We start from the raw sequence: 18,255 nt of genomic DNA on the forward strand, positions 1-18,255 counted from the left end.
GACTTATAAAACGGGGGGTACATAACGAAAGATGAAGAGGATTATTGATATAGCCAAAGAAGCAGGAATTGAAGAAGAGCATCTGGAGACGTATGGAAAATATAAAGCGAAGCTGAATCCATCTCTGTGGGAACAGTTAAAGGATCGCCCGAATGGAAAGCTGGTGCTGGTTACAGCGATGAATCCCACTCCGGCTGGAGAAGGAAAAACGCTGACAACCATCGGGCTGTCCCAGGCACTCAACGCGATGGGGCATAAAACCGTTGCTGCGCTGCGTGAGCCGTCCCTTGGACCTTGCTTTGGGATGAAAGGTGGAGCCACCGGGGGAGGACAGGCCCAGATTGTTCCGGCGGAAGACATTAATCTGCATTTTACAGGGGATATACATGCGATTTCGGCAGCACATAATTTGCTGGCAGCGATGATTGATAACCATTTGTTCCATGGAAATGCTTTGCGGCTGAAGCCAGACCGAATCGTGTGGAAACGGGCTGTCGATATGAATGACCGGAGCTTGCGAAGTATTGTGACTGGATTGGGGACGGGGAATGGAGCGGTGAGAGAAAGCGGCTTTCTGATTACCTCGGCCTCGGAAGTCATGGCGGTGCTATGCTTAAGTGAAAATATGAACGATCTTAAAGTACGGTTGGGTCGGATGGTGATTGGATATAACGAATCCGGTGAAGCGGTAACAGCAGAGGATCTGCACGCGGTGGAAGGAATGGCTGTGCTGCTTCGGGAAGCATTAAAGCCTAATCTAGTGCAGACGTTTGAAGGCACTCCGGTTATTGTGCATGGTGGACCTTTTGCTAATATTGCCCATGGATGTAGCAGTCTGATCGGTACAAAGCTGGCGTTGAAGCTGGGAGAGGTCGTCGTCACAGAGGCGGGATTTGGGGCTGAGCTGGGAGCGGAAAAGTTCTTTGACATCAAGTGCCGTCAATCCGGCTTGCAACCTGATGCGGCTGTGCTGGTTGTAACCGCCAAAGCGCTGAAATATAACGGCGGTGTAGCTAAACAGGAGCTGGATGCGGAAAATTTGGAGCAATTGCAACTCGGATTAGCCAATATGAGCCGGCATGTACGGAATTTGCAAAAGTTTGGTGTGCCTGTCTTGGTGGCGATTAACCATTTTGTAACAGATAGCGAAGCTGAGTTGGATTTGATTTTCTCAGAATGCCGCAAGCTGAGTGTACCCTCAGAGCTTTCACAAGTATGGGCGCAGGGAAGCCAAGGGGGAGAAAAATTGGCCCAAAGCCTGCTGAACTTACTTCAGAAGGATAAAGCCCATTTTGCGCCGCTATATGATCATACGCTTGATTTGCAAGCGAAAATTAGTGTCATTGCCAAGGAGATTTACGGTGCGGCAGAGGTGGCTTACACGCCTGCAGCCAAACGGGCGTTGGCTGGTATGGAGCTGCTTGGTTTTGGACAACTGCCTGTATGTATGGCCAAAACGCCGTATTCTTTCTCAGATCAACCTTCCTTGCTAGGTGCGCCGGAGGGGTTCACCATTCACGTGTCCAGCGTATCATTGTCCGCAGGCGCAGGCTTTGTAGTCGTGGAAACAGGTAATACCATGACGATGCCAGGATTGCCCAAATCTCCAGCAGCTGAGCATATGTCGCTGGAGGCAGATGGGACTATTCAAGGACTCATGTAGCTTTTGAAAAATAGCAGCATTTCAGCATCAATGAACGAGCAGTTTGGGCAGTGCAGTGAGCAGCTTTTGCCGAGTCATGGCATCGCTCCAGTTCCAGCGGTCTGCTTCTACGAAATATACCTGGCCTTGACGTACAGCAGGGAGGCTATGCCAGAGAGGGCTGTTGAGCATGCATTCCAGCGTATGCTTGGAGTCTGGTGCCGTAGGGACGAGCATAAATATGCGATCGCCAGCGTAATCAGGCAATTCGTTTGGATTAATTTCTGCGAAGCCCAGTCCCTCATCAAGCATCTTTTGGATTGGCTCGACAGGCTGGAAGCCGTGCGGGTGGTAGAGGGCCGATGAGAATCCGGACATGCCCATGACAAAGAGCCGATCGCCATGGTCGTAGATAAAGACAGAGGCGGTTTCTCCAGCTGTGATATGCGTGCTGAGCTGCTGCCACATCGCCAGATTACGAGCGGTGAAGGTAGCTAACCAGCGTTCGGCCTCTTGTTCCTTATCGAGCCATGCGCCAAGTGTACGCAGTCGTTCCTCCAGGGCGGCAAAGGAGTTGAAGGTGAGGGTGGGCGCGATGCTTGCAATACGCTCGTATTCCTGTTCATCCGAGTTGGCGATGATAATCAGATCAGGATCAAGAGCGCTGGTCAAGCGGGTATCCAGCGGAAGTCCCACGTCAGTTACGTTCTCAAGACGATGCTTATAGACGCTGTATTCACTGAGCCGTAGGCTTCCGCCTATGGCTGTGGCTCCTAACGCGAGCAAATCGCCCATCGTTTCTCCGTGGTAGATGATGCGGCTCGCTCGACGAGGGATATGAATATGGTGGCCAGTCCAATCCTTAACGCACACAGAACCGGGAGCGGAAAGCGCATATTTACCCGGCGGAACCCCGGTCATTTGCCTAAAACGCCGATTAAAATAATATTCGTCAGAGAAACCCACCTGACGGGCAATTTCACGTAAAGGCCGTTTGCATTCCAGCAGCAGCCGCTTGGCATGGTTCAAGCGCAGCTCAGTGAGGTAATGCAACGGCTTTTTGCCCGTTATTTTGCGAAACAGCTGGGAGTATTGCCATATGGAAACGTTGGCCTGTTCGGCAAGCTGCTTGACGGTAATAGGCTTTTCGTAGTGGTTTTCCATATATGCAAGGGTGCTTTCCACCGATGCAGGCAATGTCGGATTAAAGCCCTCGTTATGCTTAATAGGGACGTGGGCTTCCTGCCACAGTAAGAGCAGCTCTTGAAACATGATTTGCTGACGCAATGCAGTGGTTTGTCTATGCGGCTGTATTGTTTGTTGGGTGCTATAAAATAACTCTTCGGCCAACTGAATAGGCTTGAAGGAAGAGGAAACGATGTATTCACGCGGTTCTGGCAGGACAGATCCATGATATATGGATGGCATGCCCGTTGCGTTTTCAACCAAGGTCGCGTCCGATTGTGGCTCCAACGGCATGGTAATGACCTTGAACGTGATTTTGTAGTATTCAGGAACAGTTCCATCCAAGGGAGCGATGCGATAGGATTCGCCAGGAGTTAACCAATACCCATGACCTGAATGGAATACATATTGTTCTTGACCCACATCCACCCTACCAGCCCCGCCGATGAACATAAGCAGACAGTGATCGGAATTTGATTGAGATATTAGTCCAACGGTAGGCTCACTAACCAACACAATTCCTTTAAAATGAAAAAGCAGTGTGTTGGGTGGAGGTGAATTTACAGACGACGAAGGCTGATTCACGGTGTAAAGCTCCTTTTACTGAGAATGGTTATCATATATGCATAAGTATACCTCCTTTAGGTTCAACAAAAAAGAAGCCTATCAACAAGGACGATAGGCTTCTCCAATCTTATTTTATGAGCTTGGGCAATTCCTCCAGCAACCATTCCCGAGTAGATGCATCACTTTCGGTTTTGCCAATGTCCTGCATGTACACATGTCCCTGCTTGACAGCAGGGAGCTGAAGCCACAGCTTGCTTTTCATTAATTGTTCGGTGGATTGCTGGGCTTCTGAACTTGGAGTGCTTAGTATGAAAATCCGATCTCCAGCGTATTGTCCGATTACTTCCTGTGATAATTGCACGAATCCTTTGTCCTCATCCAGCGCTTTCTGAATAAGAGGAGTAGGCTTGAGACCATTCTCTTCATATAGTATCTGTGACAGGCCTGTCCGTGCCATGACGAACAAACGGTCACCGGGATAGTAGGTAAAGACCGAAGCTGTTTCACCCGACTTAACACCTTGCGCATGAAGTTTGGTCCACATCTCTGCTTCCTTGATTTTATATTGGGCAAGCCAGTCCTCAGCAGCCTTTTTCTTGTTCACAATGTCTCCGAGATGTAGCAAACGATCGTTCAGTGGAGCGAAGGTATCGAACATAATTGTAGGTGCAATTTTCGTTAACGCTGCGTATTGTTTTTCATCCGTATCGGCGGTGATGATTAGGTCTGGTTGTAGAGCCAATGTTTTTTCTAAATCAATGGGAAATCCTAGGTCCGATACATTCTGAACTTTTTCCTCATATATCTTTCCCTCGATCATAGAAGTCGATGTACCAACAGCCTGTACGCCTAAAACCAATAGATCCCCATAGTTTTCTCCGAAGTAAGCAATGCGCCCAGGAGTCGTGGGAATGTTTACTGTATGTCCCTTATAGTCTGTGTAGGCACGAGTTGTGGCAGCTTCCGAGGTTGTAGATGCTGTTGTGTTGCTGCTTGCAGTCTGCTTATCAGATGCGCCGCATCCTAGTAGCAATGCCCCCATAAGAGAGAATAGACAGATCAGAGCAGTGTATTGCCGAGTAGATTTTTTGTTGGTCATAGCAGCCTCCGTATAATATAATAGTTCATAAATTTGCAAATGAGAATTATTATCACAAAAGCAATGATAAGTGCTGGAACCTCAATACTCAATGGACAAACTTGGTCAATGAATCCGATTTTGTACAAAATAAGTCTCATGTGTTTTAAGCTCATACAGGCTTCAACATTTTATTGATTTGTCATTTTTTATAATATAGAATAACGTTTTTATACATTTGAAAGGGGGTTTGAAATGGCATTGTTTATTACATATGTTTTACTAGGTTTCTCCATAGCACTACCTGTAGGTACCATTACGGTTGAAATGACGAAGCAAGGGCTAAAGAATGGATTTATGCATGGATGGATTGTGGGGCTCGGGGGGATGACCATCGATTTGTTATTAATCATTGGTTTATATTTTGGTCTGGCCTCTGTTCTGTCCTTACCTGTTGTACAGGTGATCATGTGGCTCGTTGGAGCCATATTTCTGTGCTACGTGGGGTACGACAGCATTAAAAATGCGGATCATGATATTGCACTAGAAGGAGAGAAAAAGACGAAATCATTATTTTCTTCCTATAAAAATGGGCTGCTTGTAGCTGTTTCACCAGGGAATTTAGTGTTCTGGGTAAGTGTTTTTGGGACTGTGCTGGCAAGTTCATTTGATCGGTCAAATACAAGTCAATTTTTGATTGTTGGCTTAGGTATTTTGTTTGGTATTCTTATTCATGATTTAGGTTTGATGACCCTCGTAGCGACAACACGAAAAGCCATGAACAGAACCGCCATCAAGTGGGTTACAATCTGTGCCGGTGTGGTTTTGGTTGGTTTTTCGGTTTATTTCCTGTATGAATTTATGATCAGTCTTCAAAAGATTTTATAGCATTACACAAGGATACGCTCAAGCTTGTCATGCCAGTCTGCATAAATCGAACAAGTCCTTCATAGACATGTACTAATTCATTTAAAACATGTGCTGAAGGGGTTGATGACATGCGCCGGATTTCATGGATGCTTGCCATGGTCATGTGTGTAACGTTGCTGCTGGCCGGGTGCGGCAAGAAGAGCGCAGACGATGTGGTTAAAGATTTGAGTGACGTGGTGAGCGACCTGAACAGCTACCACGGTACAGCTTTGATGACGCTGCATACCGGCGACACGCCGCAGGAATACAAGGTGGATATTTCCTATCGCAAGCCGTCCTATTACCGAATTGCCATGACGAACGAGAAAAAGGATGTTACGCAAATCGTGCTTCGTAATGATGAGGGTGTATTTGTACTGACCCCCAGCCTGAACAAGAGTTTCCGTTTCAAAAGCGACTGGCCAAACAATCAGGGTCAGGTATATTTATATGAAACGCTGGTTCGCAGCATTATCGGTGATGCCTCCCGTCAGTTGGCTACCGACGATAAATCCTATGTGTTTGATGTGGCCGCGAACTACAATAGCCATGCGCTGGTAAGGCAAAAGATTTGGCTATCCAAAAACAACTATGCTCCTACTCAGGTACAGGTATCTGATGCGAATGCCAAGGTGGTTGTCGATCTGAAATTCGATCAATTCGCTTTTGATACGAAGTTTGACAAGGATTCCTTTGATATGGAGCGGAATATGGCTTCCGGAAAAACGAATGCAGGTAGCGAGGGATCGCCATCTTCAGGGGCAGTGGATTCCAGCGGTCCGCTTGATACGACCGGTACGTTAGAAGGGACGACTGGCGTGACGTCCAGTGAAGCCGGACAAGAGCAGGGAACCGTAGGGGGCGATGTCCAGCAACCGTCTGGTGAAGCGAAGAGCGACGGAGCTGTCACTGGCGATACGTCCAAGCCGCAAGCAGCAGCTAACGCAGAGGAGCAGCAACAGACACCGGGCACAGCGGATGCTGCAACTGGAACGTCAGCGGGAACGGATGCCGCAGAAGCTGTGTTGGGTGAGTTCGGCTTGATTGAACCGTCCTACACGCCAGCCGGAGTACAAATCAAGGATACGCCGGAGCTGGAGGATAATGGTACACATGCAGTGATGCTGCGGTACAGCGGAACGTATAACTATACCATTGTGGAGGCGCGTCCAAAAGATCGGGCGGTCGCATTGACGGCAGGCGAACTGGTTGATATTGGAGGAAGTTTTGCCGTGCTGACAGGAAGTGAACAGCAGACGATGACCTGGATGAATGATGGAATAGAGTTCAGAATCACCAGTGCTGACTTGCCTGTGAGCGAAATGATACAAATTGCCGCTTCTATACAGGAACAATCGGGTAAATAAAATTTTATAGACGGATGCAGACGGTCTAGAGTGTAAAATGCTCTGCTACCGCCCGTATCCGTCTTTTGTTCATTCGCAGTCTAAGATGTGCATCGCTTGTATATCTTGTTCTATTGTAAAGATGGTAGAGGAGGCTGGCAGAGCCCCCTGCCATTGACAGCCACGTCTCTGAACATTACCATTAACCTTTGGAAGCAAGGATTTTGCTATATCCAAAATGGTAAAAGGTTACGTTACAGGCTAACAATTGAAGAAGGTGACTGGATTTTGCAAGCACAATACAGATCGACCCGGGCCGAAATCAACCTGGATCACCTTGGCGCCAACTATGAGGCCTTTCGCAAGGTATTGCCTGCGGATAAGCTGATGCTGGTCTGTGTCAAGGCTAATGCCTACGGTCACGGTGCCGTAGAAATTTCAAAGGAAATGGAACGCCTTGGTGCGGATTATTTGAGCGTCGCTTTTCTGGATGAGGCTCTGGAGCTTCGTCATGCGGGGGTTGGACTGCCGATCCTTGTACTCGGCTATACCTCACCTGAAGCTGTCCAAACAGCTTGGGAGCATGATATCTCATTGACTGTGTTTAGTGAGGAAGTGCTGGAGGGTATCCGCAGATTGGACCGCCAAGGAAGCGAACGCAAGCTGAAGGTGCACATCAAAATAGACAGCGGTATGGGAAGACTCGGTTTGCTGCCTGGAGAAGCAGCTTTGGCTTTTGTCCGGCAGGTTCACGAATTAGAGCAGGTGCTGCTGGAAGGCATGTACACCCATTTTGCCCGTGCGGATGAAGAAGATAAAAGCTATACACTGCTACAATATGATCGGTTTCGGGGCGTGGCGGATGCGCTAAGGGAACAAGGTATTTCTATTCCCATTATACATACGGGCAACAGCGCGGCCACCATTGATACCCCTTCCCTTTCCCCCAATATGGTGCGGATTGGCATCAGTATATACGGTCTGTATCCGTCTGATGAGGTTAACCGGCAAGTCATTGAACTGTTGCCTGTATTGTCATTAAAGACGGCGGTGGTTTATACCAAGACGCTTCCTCCCGGCTGGGGGGTTAGCTACGGCACCCGGTATGTGACCTCTGATGAAGAGCGGATCGGCACACTGCCAATTGGTTATGCGGATGGATACTCCCGCATGCTAAGTGGGAAGGTCGAAGTGTTGATACGCGGTCGTCGCGTCCCTGTACTCGGTACGATCTGCATGGACCAGTGTATGGTATCCTTACAATCTTTCGCAGAGGATGCGGAAGAAATCCAAACCGGCGAAGAGGTTGTTCTCATCGGCCAGCAGTCCGGCGAAATCATTGCGGCGGATGAGCTGGCATCCAAGCTTGGTACAATCCACTACGAGGTGATCTGCATGATCGCAGACAGGGTACCGCGTGTTTACATGCGAGATCATGTTCCTGTCGTTCGGGTGAACTCGCTTCTTCCAACCCGCTGGAATTAATTTCATAACGCAAATTACCGGATAAAAGCAGGAGTTTTCGTAGAACGTCCCGAAATATGTACAAAGGAAAGAAAAGAGCGCTATAACTGTCAAAAGACGCACTAGGCTCCGCTGACACTTGTATTTCGGGGATCAAACGCCTGTACGAAAACGAACTGCGTAGTTTATAATGGAATGCAGCATAGATGATATACGCATATCATATACATTCTCTTATATTCCGTTTGAATAAATTACCGGGAATAACGTTATAATGGTACAATGGCGACAAGGTTTTGGGGGTGGAAGAGAAGTTGGCCAATTTGCAGAACACCAAAAGAATAATGATCAGTTTGCCAGATCATCTCTTGCAGGAAGTGGACGGGATCGTAGCTATGGAGAATTCCAACCGCAGTGAATTTATCAGGCAGGCAATGAAGCTTTATGTAGGTGAACGTAAAAAACGTTACATTCGTGAAGCTATGCAGCGTGGATACATGGAAATGGCTAAAATTAACCTGACCATGGCATCTGAAGCCTTTCACGCGGAGGAAGATGCAAACAGCACCTTGGGCCGTACAGTTAGCGGGGTGTAATCCATATTGATCGTAAAGCGCGGCGACGTTTTTTTTGCAGACCTTTCACCCGTAGTCGGTTCCGAGCAAGGTGGCGTCAGACCTGTGCTGATCATTCAAAATGATATCGGCAACCGGTTTAGCCCTACCGTGATCGTAGCAGCCATCACAGCACAGATTCAGAAGGCAAAGCTGCCTACACACGTGGAAATCGACGCGGCGACGCATGGCTTTGATCGTGATTCTGTTGTTCTTCTGGAGCAAATCCGGACGATCGACAAGCAAAGGCTTACCGACAAAATCACCCATTTGGATGAAGAAACCATGCGCAAAGTGAGCGATTCGCTACAGATCAGTCTCGGTTTGATTGATTTTTAGTATGATGGAACGACGAGTGAAACGGGAAAGGACAGCGCTCTAGCGCTGTCCTTTTGCATGTCCGAAGAAAAATACAGGTAGGGCTTGCTTTTACGTCACCTGCTGGCGCTTTGAATCATTTTTTGTGATAATAAAAGACATGATGTATGACAAGAGCTGTGAGGAAGAAGGGATAGGTTTGTCTAACGAGGAAATGAAGACGGAAATTGGGCAGGAGCCGAACGAAGCAGAACGCCAAGAACGGATTGTCAAACAAGTGGCGAGAGAGCTGTCGCTGGCACTCAAGCAAATCCGGACAACGATCAGTTTATTGGATGAAGGGAATACAATTCCTTTTATCGCGCGTTATCGTAAGGAAATGACAGGAGAGCTGGATGAAAATCAGCTGCGTGAAATTGAAGATCGTGTGCTGTATTTACGTAATCTGGAGGATCGTAAGGTAGAGGTCATCCGCATTATTGATGAACAGGGCAAGCTGACTGAAGAGCTGCAGGCTGCTATCACCTCTGCGGTTAAACTTCAGGAAGTGGAAGATCTATACCGTCCATATCGGCAAAAGCGCAAGACTCGCGCCAGTGTGGCAAAGGAACGGGGGTTGGAGCCGCTATCCATCTGGATTTGGGGTCAGCCGAAGCAGGGTGATGCTTTGAAAGAAGCTGAATCCTATGTGAATGCTGAACTGGGAGTCGAAACCCCTGAGGCAGCCATCCAAGGAGCCATGGATATTTTGGCCGAAAATATAGCTGATGATGCGGCTATTCGCCAATGGGTGCGTCGATACACGCTGGATCATGGGATGCTGACCTCTGAAGCGAAGGATACCGAGCAAGAGTCTGTGTATGAGAATTACTATAGCTATCGTGAGCTGGCTAAAAAAATGCCGCCTCACCGTATTCTGGCGATTAATCGCGGGGAGCGGGAAGGCATTCTTAAGGTTGGTCTGGAGGTAGCACCAGATTCCATCTACAATTATGTGGCTGGCCAAGTGATTAAAGGATCGTCTGTGGTGGAAGACCTGCTACGCAGTGTCATTGAGGATGCGTATAAAAGACTTATCGCGCCATCTATCGAACGTGAAGTGCGCGCTGAAATGACAGAGAAGGGTGAACAGCAGGCCATCTCTATCTTTGCAGGCAATTTGCGCAGCCTGTTGCTACAGGCTCCGATCAAGGGGCGTCGTGTGCTTGGAGTCGATCCGGCCTATCGGACAGGCTGCAAGCTGGCAGTTGTCGATGACACAGGCAAGCTGCTGGAAGTGGCTGTGACATATCCAACACCGCCGAACAACAAGAAACGTGAGGCTGCCGAAACGTTCAAGCAGCTGATTGCCAAATACGACATCGAGTTGATTGTCATTGGTAACGGAACCGCATCACGCGAGACAGAGCAATTCGTAGCCGAAGTTATCGCGGATATTGGTGACAACAGCCTCGCGTATCTGATCGTCAATGAGGCAGGTGCGAGCGTATACTCTGCCTCCAAGCTGGCACAGGAAGAATTTCCTGATTTGGACGTAGCTGAGCGCAGTGCGGCGTCCATCGCGCGTCGTGTGCAGGACCCGCTGGCTGAGCTGGTCAAGATTGAGCCGAAGGCCATTGGTGTAGGTCAATACCAGCATGATGTGTCGCAGAAACATCTGGATGAGAGCTTGAAGGACGTTGTGGAATCGGCTGTTAACCATGTCGGTGTGGATGTGAACACGGCTTCCTCGGCGCTGTTGTCTTACGTAGCAGGGATCAACGCGACCATTGCTAAAAACATCGTGAAGTACCGTGAGGAAAACGGTAAATTCAGCAACCGTCGTCAGTTGCAGAAGGTGCCGCGACTTGGCGCAAAAACCTACGAGCAATCCGTTGGCTTTATCCGTATACCGGGTGGAGAAAATCCACTGGATCGCACACCGATTCACCCTGAATCGTATGCTGTCGTAGACCGTCTGTTGGCGGAGCTAGGTATCAGTGCCCATGATCTGGGTTCGAAAGTTGCAACAGAAGCGCTGAATGTGTCTAATATTGATCAGCTGGCTGCGAAGCTGGAAGTTGGTGTACCAACATTGCGGGATATTTTGGACAGCCTCCAGCGACCAGGTCGTGACCCGCGCGACGAGTTGCCATTGCCTGTATTCCGCAAGGATGTGTTGAAGATCGAGGATCTGGCACCGGGTATGGAACTTCAGGGAACGGTCCGCAATGTCATTGATTTCGGTGCATTTGTGGATATCGGTATTAAAAGTGACGGGTTGGTTCATATTTCACAGCTGCGCAGTGGTTTTGTTAAGCATCCGATGGATGTTGTATCTGTTGGTGATAACGTAACCGTGTGGGTGTTGAATGTTGATTTGAAAAAAGGCAGGGTAGGTCTGACTATGAAACCTCCCGCAGATGCGCAGTCACAGGCATAGTGCTTTAAATAAAGCTGTATAACCTTTTGTGAGAGTAAAAAAAGCCGGAATCTCCGAATCATATTGGAGACTCCGGTTTTTCATTTCTGGAACTTTTCTGCTTCTACCCGTTGTTGGCGTCAAATTCTATACCAGGTGCTTTATGATAAAAAAACCAACAATCGTTCAACAGTTTAATTTGGCGTCGGTCCTTCTTGTAAAAGGCCCGCATGAGCTGGTTGCTGAGCCATTGAGGCAAGCCGATCTCCTCCTCTGCGTTACATCTGTATGTTTAGCATATGGGGTGGATACCTAAAGTGTGCTTATGAACCAGGGTTAGACTTCGGCCGTCATTTTATAATATGCTTGTCAGTATGAAGCAAAGGAGGGAAACCATAAGGATGGAGTCCAAGTCTCTGAGCAATTCAATGAACCCTTCCATGAGTAATAAAGAACTTCAAGAATGGGTAGAGCGCATCTCGCTGGAGAGCTTTGGCGTGCCGTTTCAACATCAAGCCACCTTTAATGCGCGCCTGTCTTCTACAGGCGGTCGATATTTTATGAAAAGTCACCATATTGAAATTAATCCACATCAACTCGCAGCTTATGGGCGTTCTGAGGTGGAAAAAATTATAAAGCATGAGCTGTGCCATTATCATCTACATCTGCGCGGAATGGGCTACCAGCATCGTGATGCTGATTTCAAAGCATGGCTGGCTCGCGTAGGAGGAAGCAGGCATTGTCAGACCCTACCGGGAAGAGTGGGAAGAAAGCCTCAGCCTTATCGTTACAAGCTTGTGTGTGTTTCCTGTCAACAGGAGTATATGCGTAAGCGTAAAATGAATCCACAGCGATATCGCTGTGGGAAATGTGGAGGTAAACTTCGCTTGTTGGCACTTGACGAGGCCCCCTGATTCATGGTAAATTAACCATACTGTATGATAATCTACAGTAATATTCCCTGATAGCTCAGTTGGTAGAGCACTCGACTGTTAATCGAGTTGTCACAGGTTCGAGTCCTGTTCGGGGAGCCATGGAGAGATACCCAAGTGGCTATAAGGGGACCCTCTGCTAAGGGGTTAGACTGCGTAAGCGGTGCGAGGGTTCGAATCCCTCTCTCTCCGTTGGTATTTCAAACAGAAAAGGACGCTCGTATGCATGGTAACCATGCTTGCGAGCGTCTTTTTCGTCTAGATCTGCTTTTTAAGAATTGTTATATGTAAGACGGACATGTTGCGTACAGCATGAAACAGCGTTAGCCTGAGTTGTACGCAGTACGCAACTCATCCCTTCTATTTTACAGTGTCAGCCTCGACGGTGTTGAGGAGGTTCAACAGAGCATGAGCAACGCCATCTTCCACATTGGTCAGGGTAACTTCAGAGCAGACAGCCTTAATGTCGTCATTTGCATTGCCCATGGCAATACCTCTTCCGGCCGTCGTCAGCATGGAAATATCGTTATAGCTGTCACCGATCGCTACGGCTTCCTGCATAGGGATGTTCAGATAATTCGCGAGATAAAGCAATGCATTACCTTTAGACGCATCCTTATGCTCGACTTCAAAGTTGCGATCTGAGGAGATGACCATGTTTAGACCTTGAAAATCTCGGTAACGTTTACGCCCCCGTTCCAATTTGGCATGATCAAAGGAGAAACAGAGCACATTATATATCTCTACATCCAGTGGAATCTGCTCATATGAAGCGATGCGGGTATGCCCGGTCTGTTCATATTGTTTTTCAGCTGCATGTAATAAAGTATCCAGCGAAATATCTGGGTTGGCGCTCAGCAAGCGGTCCATTTCAACAGCAAGTAGCTGATGCCCCTTTTGTGGAGAATAAATAGCCCGGTCTGTCATGACCTCATAGTAGAAGTCGTTACCCTCAAGCCAGCTCAGCACTTCAAATGTTTCGCTCCGGCCCATAGGAGTAGAGGTTAGCTGGCGACGATGCACATCGTGCACAGTGGCGCCGTTTGCCCCGATGACGGGAGTAACCAGCTCTGCTTCCTCTAGCTTTGTCCAGGCATCATAAGCGGCTCTGCCAGTGGCAATCGTCACTTGAACACCTTGCTGCTGTGCCTTGCGGATTGCCTCTGCGTTGGCTTTGCTTATTTTTCCTTCCTCGTTCAATAGCGTTCCATCCATATCAATCGCAAACAGTTTCATTTCTCTCCAGCTCCTGTCTTCTGATATCTCTGTTATACATATTGCGTCTAGTTAGAGCGATTGGCTTCAAGTTTATGAGGGGACAACAACTTCGATATCATGGTGTTGTAAAATTTCCAGCATCGCCGGTTCTGGTAAGCGATCGGTGATCACGATATTAACCTCAGACAAATCAGCAAAACGATACGGGAAATTGATTCCGAATTTCGAATGGTCCGCAAGGATGATCACCTGATCTGCCTGTTTCATCATCTGATGCTTCAGCATACCGTCCTCTTCATGAATCAGGCTTAGTCCGTGAGCAGATATGCCTCCAATCCCGATAAAAGCTTTGTCTACAAAATAGTGAGACAAAGTGGCGATTACGGACGAGCCGTATACATATCGGTGTTCTTTTTGGAGGCGGCCCCCCAATAGATGAATGGAGACACCATCTTTTCCAGATAGTACGTCAGCCTGATTGATTGAATTGGTGATAACCGAACATTCCTGCACATTCAGTCTTTCTGCACACGCCTGTACGGTGGTAGAGGAATCCAATATAATACGATCCCTATCTCGTACCATACTGGCAGCCAATTGTCCGATCACTTGCTTCTCCTCAGATACAGTAAGCAGTCTTTCGTTATAATTTCCAATTGGATCGTGATGCAGTTTAGGGAGAAGGGCGCCGCCGCGGGTACGAATAATTTTTTGGTGCTCCTCAAGTTTTACCAGGTCTCGGCGGGCCGTATCCCGTGAAACATTAAAAATTTCGCAAATATCATCCACCGAAATACGCTTGTGAAGCTGTAAGTAATCAACGATTTTTAACATTCGTTCTTCCTGATACATAAAAAGCTCCTCTAATATATAATCATTTCGGTATCTCGTAAGTGATTATAAGTAAATGTAAGTGATTTTGCAATCATTTATCGTGATTTTTCAGGGTTTAGATGATAATAAATAAGTTGATGTAAGTAAATATGCATTTTACAATTATATAAAATAGCTTTTTTGAAAATTTTAAAAATAAGTATTGCCATTTACTATTCTATTTGATATACTCTTTCTTGTCGCCAAGTTGGTGTACATTCATAAGGCCCGTTGGTCAAGGGGTTAAGACACCTCCCTTTCACGGAGGTAACAGGGGTTCGAATCCCCTACGGGTCATTGTTGTCTTTACAGACTACATGTTGCATGCTTAAGGGGAATTCCTGAGGTCTGATCTAATGGCGGACAGCTAGGATGAACAGCATGAGCCATTAGCTCAGTTGGTAGAGCACCTGACTTTTAATCAGGGTGTCGAAGGTTCGAGTCCTTCATGGCTCACCATTTATATTTTGTTATGCGGTCGTGGTGGAATGGCAGACACGCTATCTTGAGGGGGTAGTGAGCGTACGCTCGTGGAGGTTCGAGTCCTCTCGACCGCATCAATGGAATAAACGGAAAAGTCTCTCGCGTTAGAGGCTTTTTTTATTTGTGCATGGATGCAATTAAACAATGATTATGATGAAATAATGATTCCATAGTATAATATAACGCCATAATGTTATAGAATAATAAATATATAAACTTATGAAGTGACGGTGAAAAATATGGACACTCAACTGTTAGGAAATATATCAGAAAATATTTTGGGCTTGTTTCCGATTGTGAAGAAGAAATTTTTCACCTACGGTCCGCTTGATTTTCCGTTGCATTTGTCGCCTAATAACTTTCAGGTACTCTTGCTTCTGCGTGAAGTGCGTTCGTCTACGGTATCCGATTTGTCCAAACAACTAAATGTCTCTCGTCCAAACATGACTCCTCTTCTGGATAAGCTGGTGGAGCATGGGTTGGCTGACCGTCAATCGTGCGACTCGGATCGTAGAGTCGTGAACGTAGCCATTACAGAAGAAGGCGACGCTTTTTGTGAACAGGTGTTTCATACCTTCTCTAATAAAATTCAAGAGAGACTGGTGTATCTGCCGGAAGAAGATTTATTGCACTTAAGTGAAACGTTGAACGAATTGAAGCGGATTTTACTTAAAATCGACAACTCTGCTACGTGATTGGCGTAAGCGAACTGACTTAAAGACCGCCCTTTCTTCGGAAAACAGGCGGTTTTTGTTGCATATTGTGGTATAATGAAAACCAACATACATAATTCGGTAATTTTAGCACACGTGATCTTTGAAAAGGGAACAAGGGACATGATATCGTTATTTGGAGAGCCTGCTAGGGAGGAAGGAACTTCTATGCAATCTATTTACCAACGCATTGAGGAGCTCATTAAGGAACGAGGTATGACGAAAAAGGCGTTTTGCCAGCAGTTGGGCATTAGTACAGGGAACTTTGGAGATTGGAAAAGAGGAAAAACGACACCAGGCACGAATAAACTCATAGAAATCGCTTCTTTTTTTGACGCTAGTCTGGATTGGATTATGCTGGGTCGAGACGTGCAGAGTAAGGTGCTGAAGGAGTCGCAGGACCCTTATTTTTTTGGAGCTTCAGGGCAACTGAATTGCCAGGGGGGATCGCTAAGTGAGGCGGAAAGAGATTTTATACTTGAGTATATTGAATTTACCCGCTTTCGTAAAGAGAAAAACCAGCCCAATTCAACTACTGATTAATGTTTGCTGTGGGATTTGATAAGGACATTCTAATGTGACAATTGAAAATTAATTAGAAAAAGCTACAGTGTCGGAGGGGAAACGTTGTGGGAGATCAAACTATTTATCAGCGGATTGAAGCTTTAATTAAGGATCGAGGAATGACCAAGAAGGCATTTTGTGAAAAGCTTAAAATTAGCTCAGGGAATCTCGGTGATTGGAGAAGGGGAAAAACAACGCCAGGTACCGCCCATTTGATTCAGATTTCGGACTTTTTTAATGTATCGCTCGACTGGTTGATGAAAGGGATTAAGCCAGGGGAAGGCGTGCTTCAGGAGCAGAAGGCTGCTTATTTTTTTGGGGTGATGGGGCCACTGAATTGCCAGGCTGAAGATCTTGAGACAGAAGAACAGAACTTTATTTTAGAATACGTTGAATTTGCGAAGTACCGTAAGCAAAAAAGAGAGAAGGACAAAACAAAACTTGAATAATCTATGGCTAAACGCCTGGGTGATAACCCGTAAAACGAACTGAGGGTTCGGTTTACGGGTTTATTTGGTTTCCTGATAATATGGCGACGCATTGGTTGCTGAAATGCTTGTTCGGTTTAGTGTGGTGTCGCCTCCTTATAATCGTTATCGTCGATATTCAGAATTGCAGCAACTTGTTTTCTGTACCTTTGTGCTTTGCGGGTGCCGTGAATCAGATTGGACAAGCGTGAAGGCGGAATATTATGTGTCTCGCAAAATGTTTTCTGATCCAGCCGAAGCTCGACAAGCCTTTGTTTGATGGCCCACCCGAAGGAGGTGACAGGCATTTTGTTGTTCAAGAGAAATCGCCCCTTACGGATTCTTACGGAATAATTGGTGTGATATAATAATCATCAGTAAACATGTTAGAATTAACCATCTAAAACTATGATACACTTTTATACGTGTTTATACAATCTTAAATACGGTATTTCGTTAAAATAATTACTTAATTAAGTGCAAAAAGTGAAAATAATCCGACTATGGTCTGTTATTGGTGTGAATTTGGGATACATGAATAAAAATACTCTGCCGCTTGAGAAAAGGGCAGAGTATTTTTATTGTGACTGCTAGATTGGTAAACGACGCATCAGAGGGATGCTGGAAGGTGTTTAAATAGGACGGAGGAGGAAAAGGGTCTGGATGCATTCAATTGGCTGCTATGGCTCATATAGGGTGGCTGAGTGATATAGGAGCTGGTCCGATGGCTGTGGAAAAGATGGCGCTGATATGAGCTTGGCGTAGGTTTGTTAATCTTCTTCCAGGTGGTAAGCAACTCGCTGGTCATATGATCGATAAGAGGATTTTTTTCCTCATAAGGAGGATTGAGCAGTCTAAAGGCATCTTCGATACAGAAGGATACCGCTGTGGCAAAATAGCCGTGAATGGTCTGTTCTATATCGCTTCCGAGGAGGGAGTTAATCCAAGTGTGGACAGTAGCGAGTGTGCCAATTGCATTGTATTGAGTGAGTGTGTCTTCCAGTTGGTCAAATGCGAGCCAAGGATAAAGAGCCTTGGTGAGCTTGAGCAGTCGCTGGCCAGAAAGTCGCGACTCTTTTACATGCTGCGAGGAAGGATGTTGGGTGTGCAACATTTTATCAATAAGGGCGATCCGCCAACCGTCATTCTGCTGGATGGCTGCATACAGACTTTTAATGGCCATGCCGTCAAGGGTTGTGATTTGAGGATACCAATCGTCTCGCATGTAATGTTTCAGATCCTGAAGACTGTTCAGGTGTCCGGCGCGGAAACGCTCCTCCAATCCGTAGAAACGGGTGAAACCACCAATAGGTAAGGAAGGGTCCAACAATAATGCGTAGTTTAGCAACCGGTTACCTTTATGCAGGACGGTTCGCCTCCTTGAAGTGAATATTTGTGTGATGTTATTTGACTTGAATCTTATTTTTATAATAATAATTCAAATATTTATGTAATATATATTTACACTTTGAACTCAATTA

18 protein-coding genes and 5 tRNA genes are annotated in these 18,255 nt (G+C 46.6%); 16 read left to right on the plus strand and 7 right to left on the minus strand.

What is annotated here, in order from left to right; translation table 11 throughout:
- The first annotated feature begins 31 nt into the window (after window positions 1–31).
- A complete protein-coding gene (locus MMB75_RS07570) occupies window positions 32–1,663 on the plus strand; it encodes a formate--tetrahydrofolate ligase (protein WP_045244044.1) in 1,632 nt (543 codons plus the stop codon).
- A gap of 27 nt (window positions 1,664–1,690) precedes the next feature.
- Here the strand turns inward: MMB75_RS07570 and MMB75_RS07575 are convergent, their stop codons facing one another.
- Both MMB75_RS07575 and MMB75_RS07580 read right to left on the minus strand, forming a co-directional pair.
- On the minus strand, window positions 1,691–3,412 hold the full coding sequence (locus MMB75_RS07575) for a helix-turn-helix domain-containing protein (RefSeq protein ID WP_045244043.1): 1,722 nt from the start codon (window positions 3,410–3,412) through the stop codon (window positions 1,691–1,693).
- Window positions 3,413–3,521: 109 nt separating this feature from the next.
- Complete coding sequence (locus MMB75_RS07580; RefSeq protein ID WP_045244042.1) at window positions 3,522–4,493, minus strand: ABC transporter substrate-binding protein; 972 nt, start codon at window positions 4,491–4,493, stop codon at window positions 3,522–3,524.
- Between the two features lie 234 nt (window positions 4,494–4,727).
- On the opposite strand from MMB75_RS07580, the gene MMB75_RS07585 reads away from it, so the two are divergent.
- The 6 genes from MMB75_RS07585 to MMB75_RS07610 all read left to right on the plus strand — a co-directional run bounded on the left by MMB75_RS07585 (window position 4,728) and on the right by MMB75_RS07610 (window position 11,545).
- Window positions 4,728–5,360, plus strand: a complete 633-nt coding sequence (locus MMB75_RS07585) for a LysE family translocator (protein WP_045244041.1) — start codon at window positions 4,728–4,730, stop codon at window positions 5,358–5,360.
- 110 nt (window positions 5,361–5,470) lie between these two features.
- Window positions 5,471–6,748: an outer membrane lipoprotein-sorting protein gene (locus MMB75_RS07590; RefSeq protein WP_016821166.1), complete on the plus strand. Its 1,278-nt coding sequence runs from the start codon at window positions 5,471–5,473 to the stop codon at window positions 6,746–6,748.
- A 267-nt stretch (window positions 6,749–7,015) separates the two neighbouring features.
- Window positions 7,016–8,212: an alanine racemase gene (alr, locus tag MMB75_RS07595; RefSeq protein WP_045244232.1), complete on the plus strand. Its 1,197-nt coding sequence runs from the start codon at window positions 7,016–7,018 to the stop codon at window positions 8,210–8,212.
- 293 nt (window positions 8,213–8,505) lie between these two features.
- Window positions 8,506–8,787, plus strand: a complete 282-nt coding sequence (locus MMB75_RS07600; RefSeq protein ID WP_007429334.1) for a CopG family ribbon-helix-helix protein — start codon at window positions 8,506–8,508, stop codon at window positions 8,785–8,787.
- A gap of 6 nt (window positions 8,788–8,793) precedes the next feature.
- On the plus strand, window positions 8,794–9,144 hold the full coding sequence (locus MMB75_RS07605; RefSeq protein WP_007429335.1) for a type II toxin-antitoxin system PemK/MazF family toxin: 351 nt from the start codon (window positions 8,794–8,796) through the stop codon (window positions 9,142–9,144).
- Window positions 9,145–9,322: 178 nt separating this feature from the next.
- Window positions 9,323–11,545 (plus strand): Tex family protein, encoded by a 2,223-nt coding sequence (locus MMB75_RS07610; RefSeq protein WP_031463110.1) that lies wholly within the window; start codon window positions 9,323–9,325, stop codon window positions 11,543–11,545.
- A 103-nt stretch (window positions 11,546–11,648) separates the two neighbouring features.
- On the opposite strand, the gene cmpA is transcribed toward MMB75_RS07610, so the two are convergent.
- Entirely contained in the window at window positions 11,649–11,783 is a 135-nt protein-coding gene (cmpA, locus tag MMB75_RS07615; RefSeq protein ID WP_016821163.1) for a cortex morphogenetic protein CmpA, read from the minus strand.
- Between the two features lie 142 nt (window positions 11,784–11,925).
- Here cmpA and MMB75_RS07620 point away from each other — a divergent pair, with 142 nt between their 5' ends.
- The 3 genes from MMB75_RS07620 (at window position 11,926) to MMB75_RS07630 (ending at window position 12,648) form a co-directional block, all read left to right on the plus strand.
- Window positions 11,926–12,438 carry a SprT family protein gene (locus MMB75_RS07620; protein ID WP_016821162.1) on the plus strand — a complete coding sequence of 171 codons (513 nt, stop codon included), beginning with the start codon at window positions 11,926–11,928 and terminating at the stop codon, window positions 12,436–12,438.
- Window positions 12,439–12,482: 44 nt separating this feature from the next.
- Window positions 12,483–12,558 (plus strand) — tRNA-Asn (locus MMB75_RS07625).
- Between the two features lies 1 nt (window position 12,559).
- Window positions 12,560–12,648, plus strand: a tRNA-Ser gene (locus MMB75_RS07630).
- A 168-nt stretch (window positions 12,649–12,816) separates the two neighbouring features.
- Here MMB75_RS07630 and MMB75_RS07635 read toward each other — a convergent pair.
- Window positions 12,817–13,692, minus strand: a complete 876-nt coding sequence (locus tag MMB75_RS07635; protein ID WP_017426527.1) for a Cof-type HAD-IIB family hydrolase — start codon at window positions 13,690–13,692, stop codon at window positions 12,817–12,819.
- A gap of 72 nt (window positions 13,693–13,764) precedes the next feature.
- A complete protein-coding gene (locus MMB75_RS07640; protein WP_017426528.1) occupies window positions 13,765–14,526 on the minus strand; it encodes a DeoR/GlpR family DNA-binding transcription regulator in 762 nt (253 codons plus the stop codon).
- A gap of 246 nt (window positions 14,527–14,772) precedes the next feature.
- Between MMB75_RS07640 and MMB75_RS07645 the strand changes: the two genes are divergently transcribed.
- The 6 genes from MMB75_RS07645 to MMB75_RS07670 all read left to right on the plus strand — a co-directional run bounded on the left by MMB75_RS07645 (window position 14,773) and on the right by MMB75_RS07670 (window position 16,756).
- Window positions 14,773–14,844: transfer RNA gene (locus MMB75_RS07645), tRNA-Glu, on the plus strand.
- A gap of 86 nt (window positions 14,845–14,930) precedes the next feature.
- Window positions 14,931–15,006: transfer RNA gene (locus tag MMB75_RS07650), tRNA-Lys, on the plus strand.
- Window positions 15,007–15,021: 15 nt separating this feature from the next.
- Window positions 15,022–15,104, plus strand: a tRNA-Leu gene (locus MMB75_RS07655).
- 165 nt (window positions 15,105–15,269) lie between these two features.
- A complete protein-coding gene (locus tag MMB75_RS07660) occupies window positions 15,270–15,725 on the plus strand; it encodes a MarR family winged helix-turn-helix transcriptional regulator (RefSeq protein WP_017426529.1) in 456 nt (151 codons plus the stop codon).
- 186 nt (window positions 15,726–15,911) lie between these two features.
- Window positions 15,912–16,286 carry a helix-turn-helix domain-containing protein gene (locus tag MMB75_RS07665; RefSeq protein WP_016818372.1) on the plus strand — a complete coding sequence of 125 codons (375 nt, stop codon included), beginning with the start codon at window positions 15,912–15,914 and terminating at the stop codon, window positions 16,284–16,286.
- An 86-nt stretch (window positions 16,287–16,372) separates the two neighbouring features.
- A complete protein-coding gene (locus MMB75_RS07670) occupies window positions 16,373–16,756 on the plus strand; it encodes a helix-turn-helix domain-containing protein (RefSeq protein ID WP_016818371.1) in 384 nt (127 codons plus the stop codon).
- 116 nt (window positions 16,757–16,872) lie between these two features.
- Here MMB75_RS07670 and MMB75_RS07675 read toward each other — a convergent pair whose 3' ends face one another.
- The gene (locus MMB75_RS07675) at window positions 16,873–17,094 is read right to left on the minus strand and encodes a Rha family transcriptional regulator (RefSeq protein ID WP_013369935.1); all 222 of its coding nucleotides are present in this window, start codon (window positions 17,092–17,094) and stop codon (window positions 16,873–16,875) included.
- A gap of 290 nt (window positions 17,095–17,384) precedes the next feature.
- Window positions 17,385–18,122 carry an urease accessory protein UreF gene (locus MMB75_RS07680; RefSeq protein WP_031463112.1) on the minus strand — a complete coding sequence of 246 codons (738 nt, stop codon included), beginning with the start codon at window positions 18,120–18,122 and terminating at the stop codon, window positions 17,385–17,387.
- Between the last annotated feature and the right edge of the window lie 133 nt (window positions 18,123–18,255).

This window comes from Paenibacillus sp. P2(2022) (assembly GCF_029522175.1).
GTDB classification, from domain to species: domain Bacteria; phylum Bacillota; class Bacilli; order Paenibacillales; family Paenibacillaceae; genus Paenibacillus; species Paenibacillus polymyxa.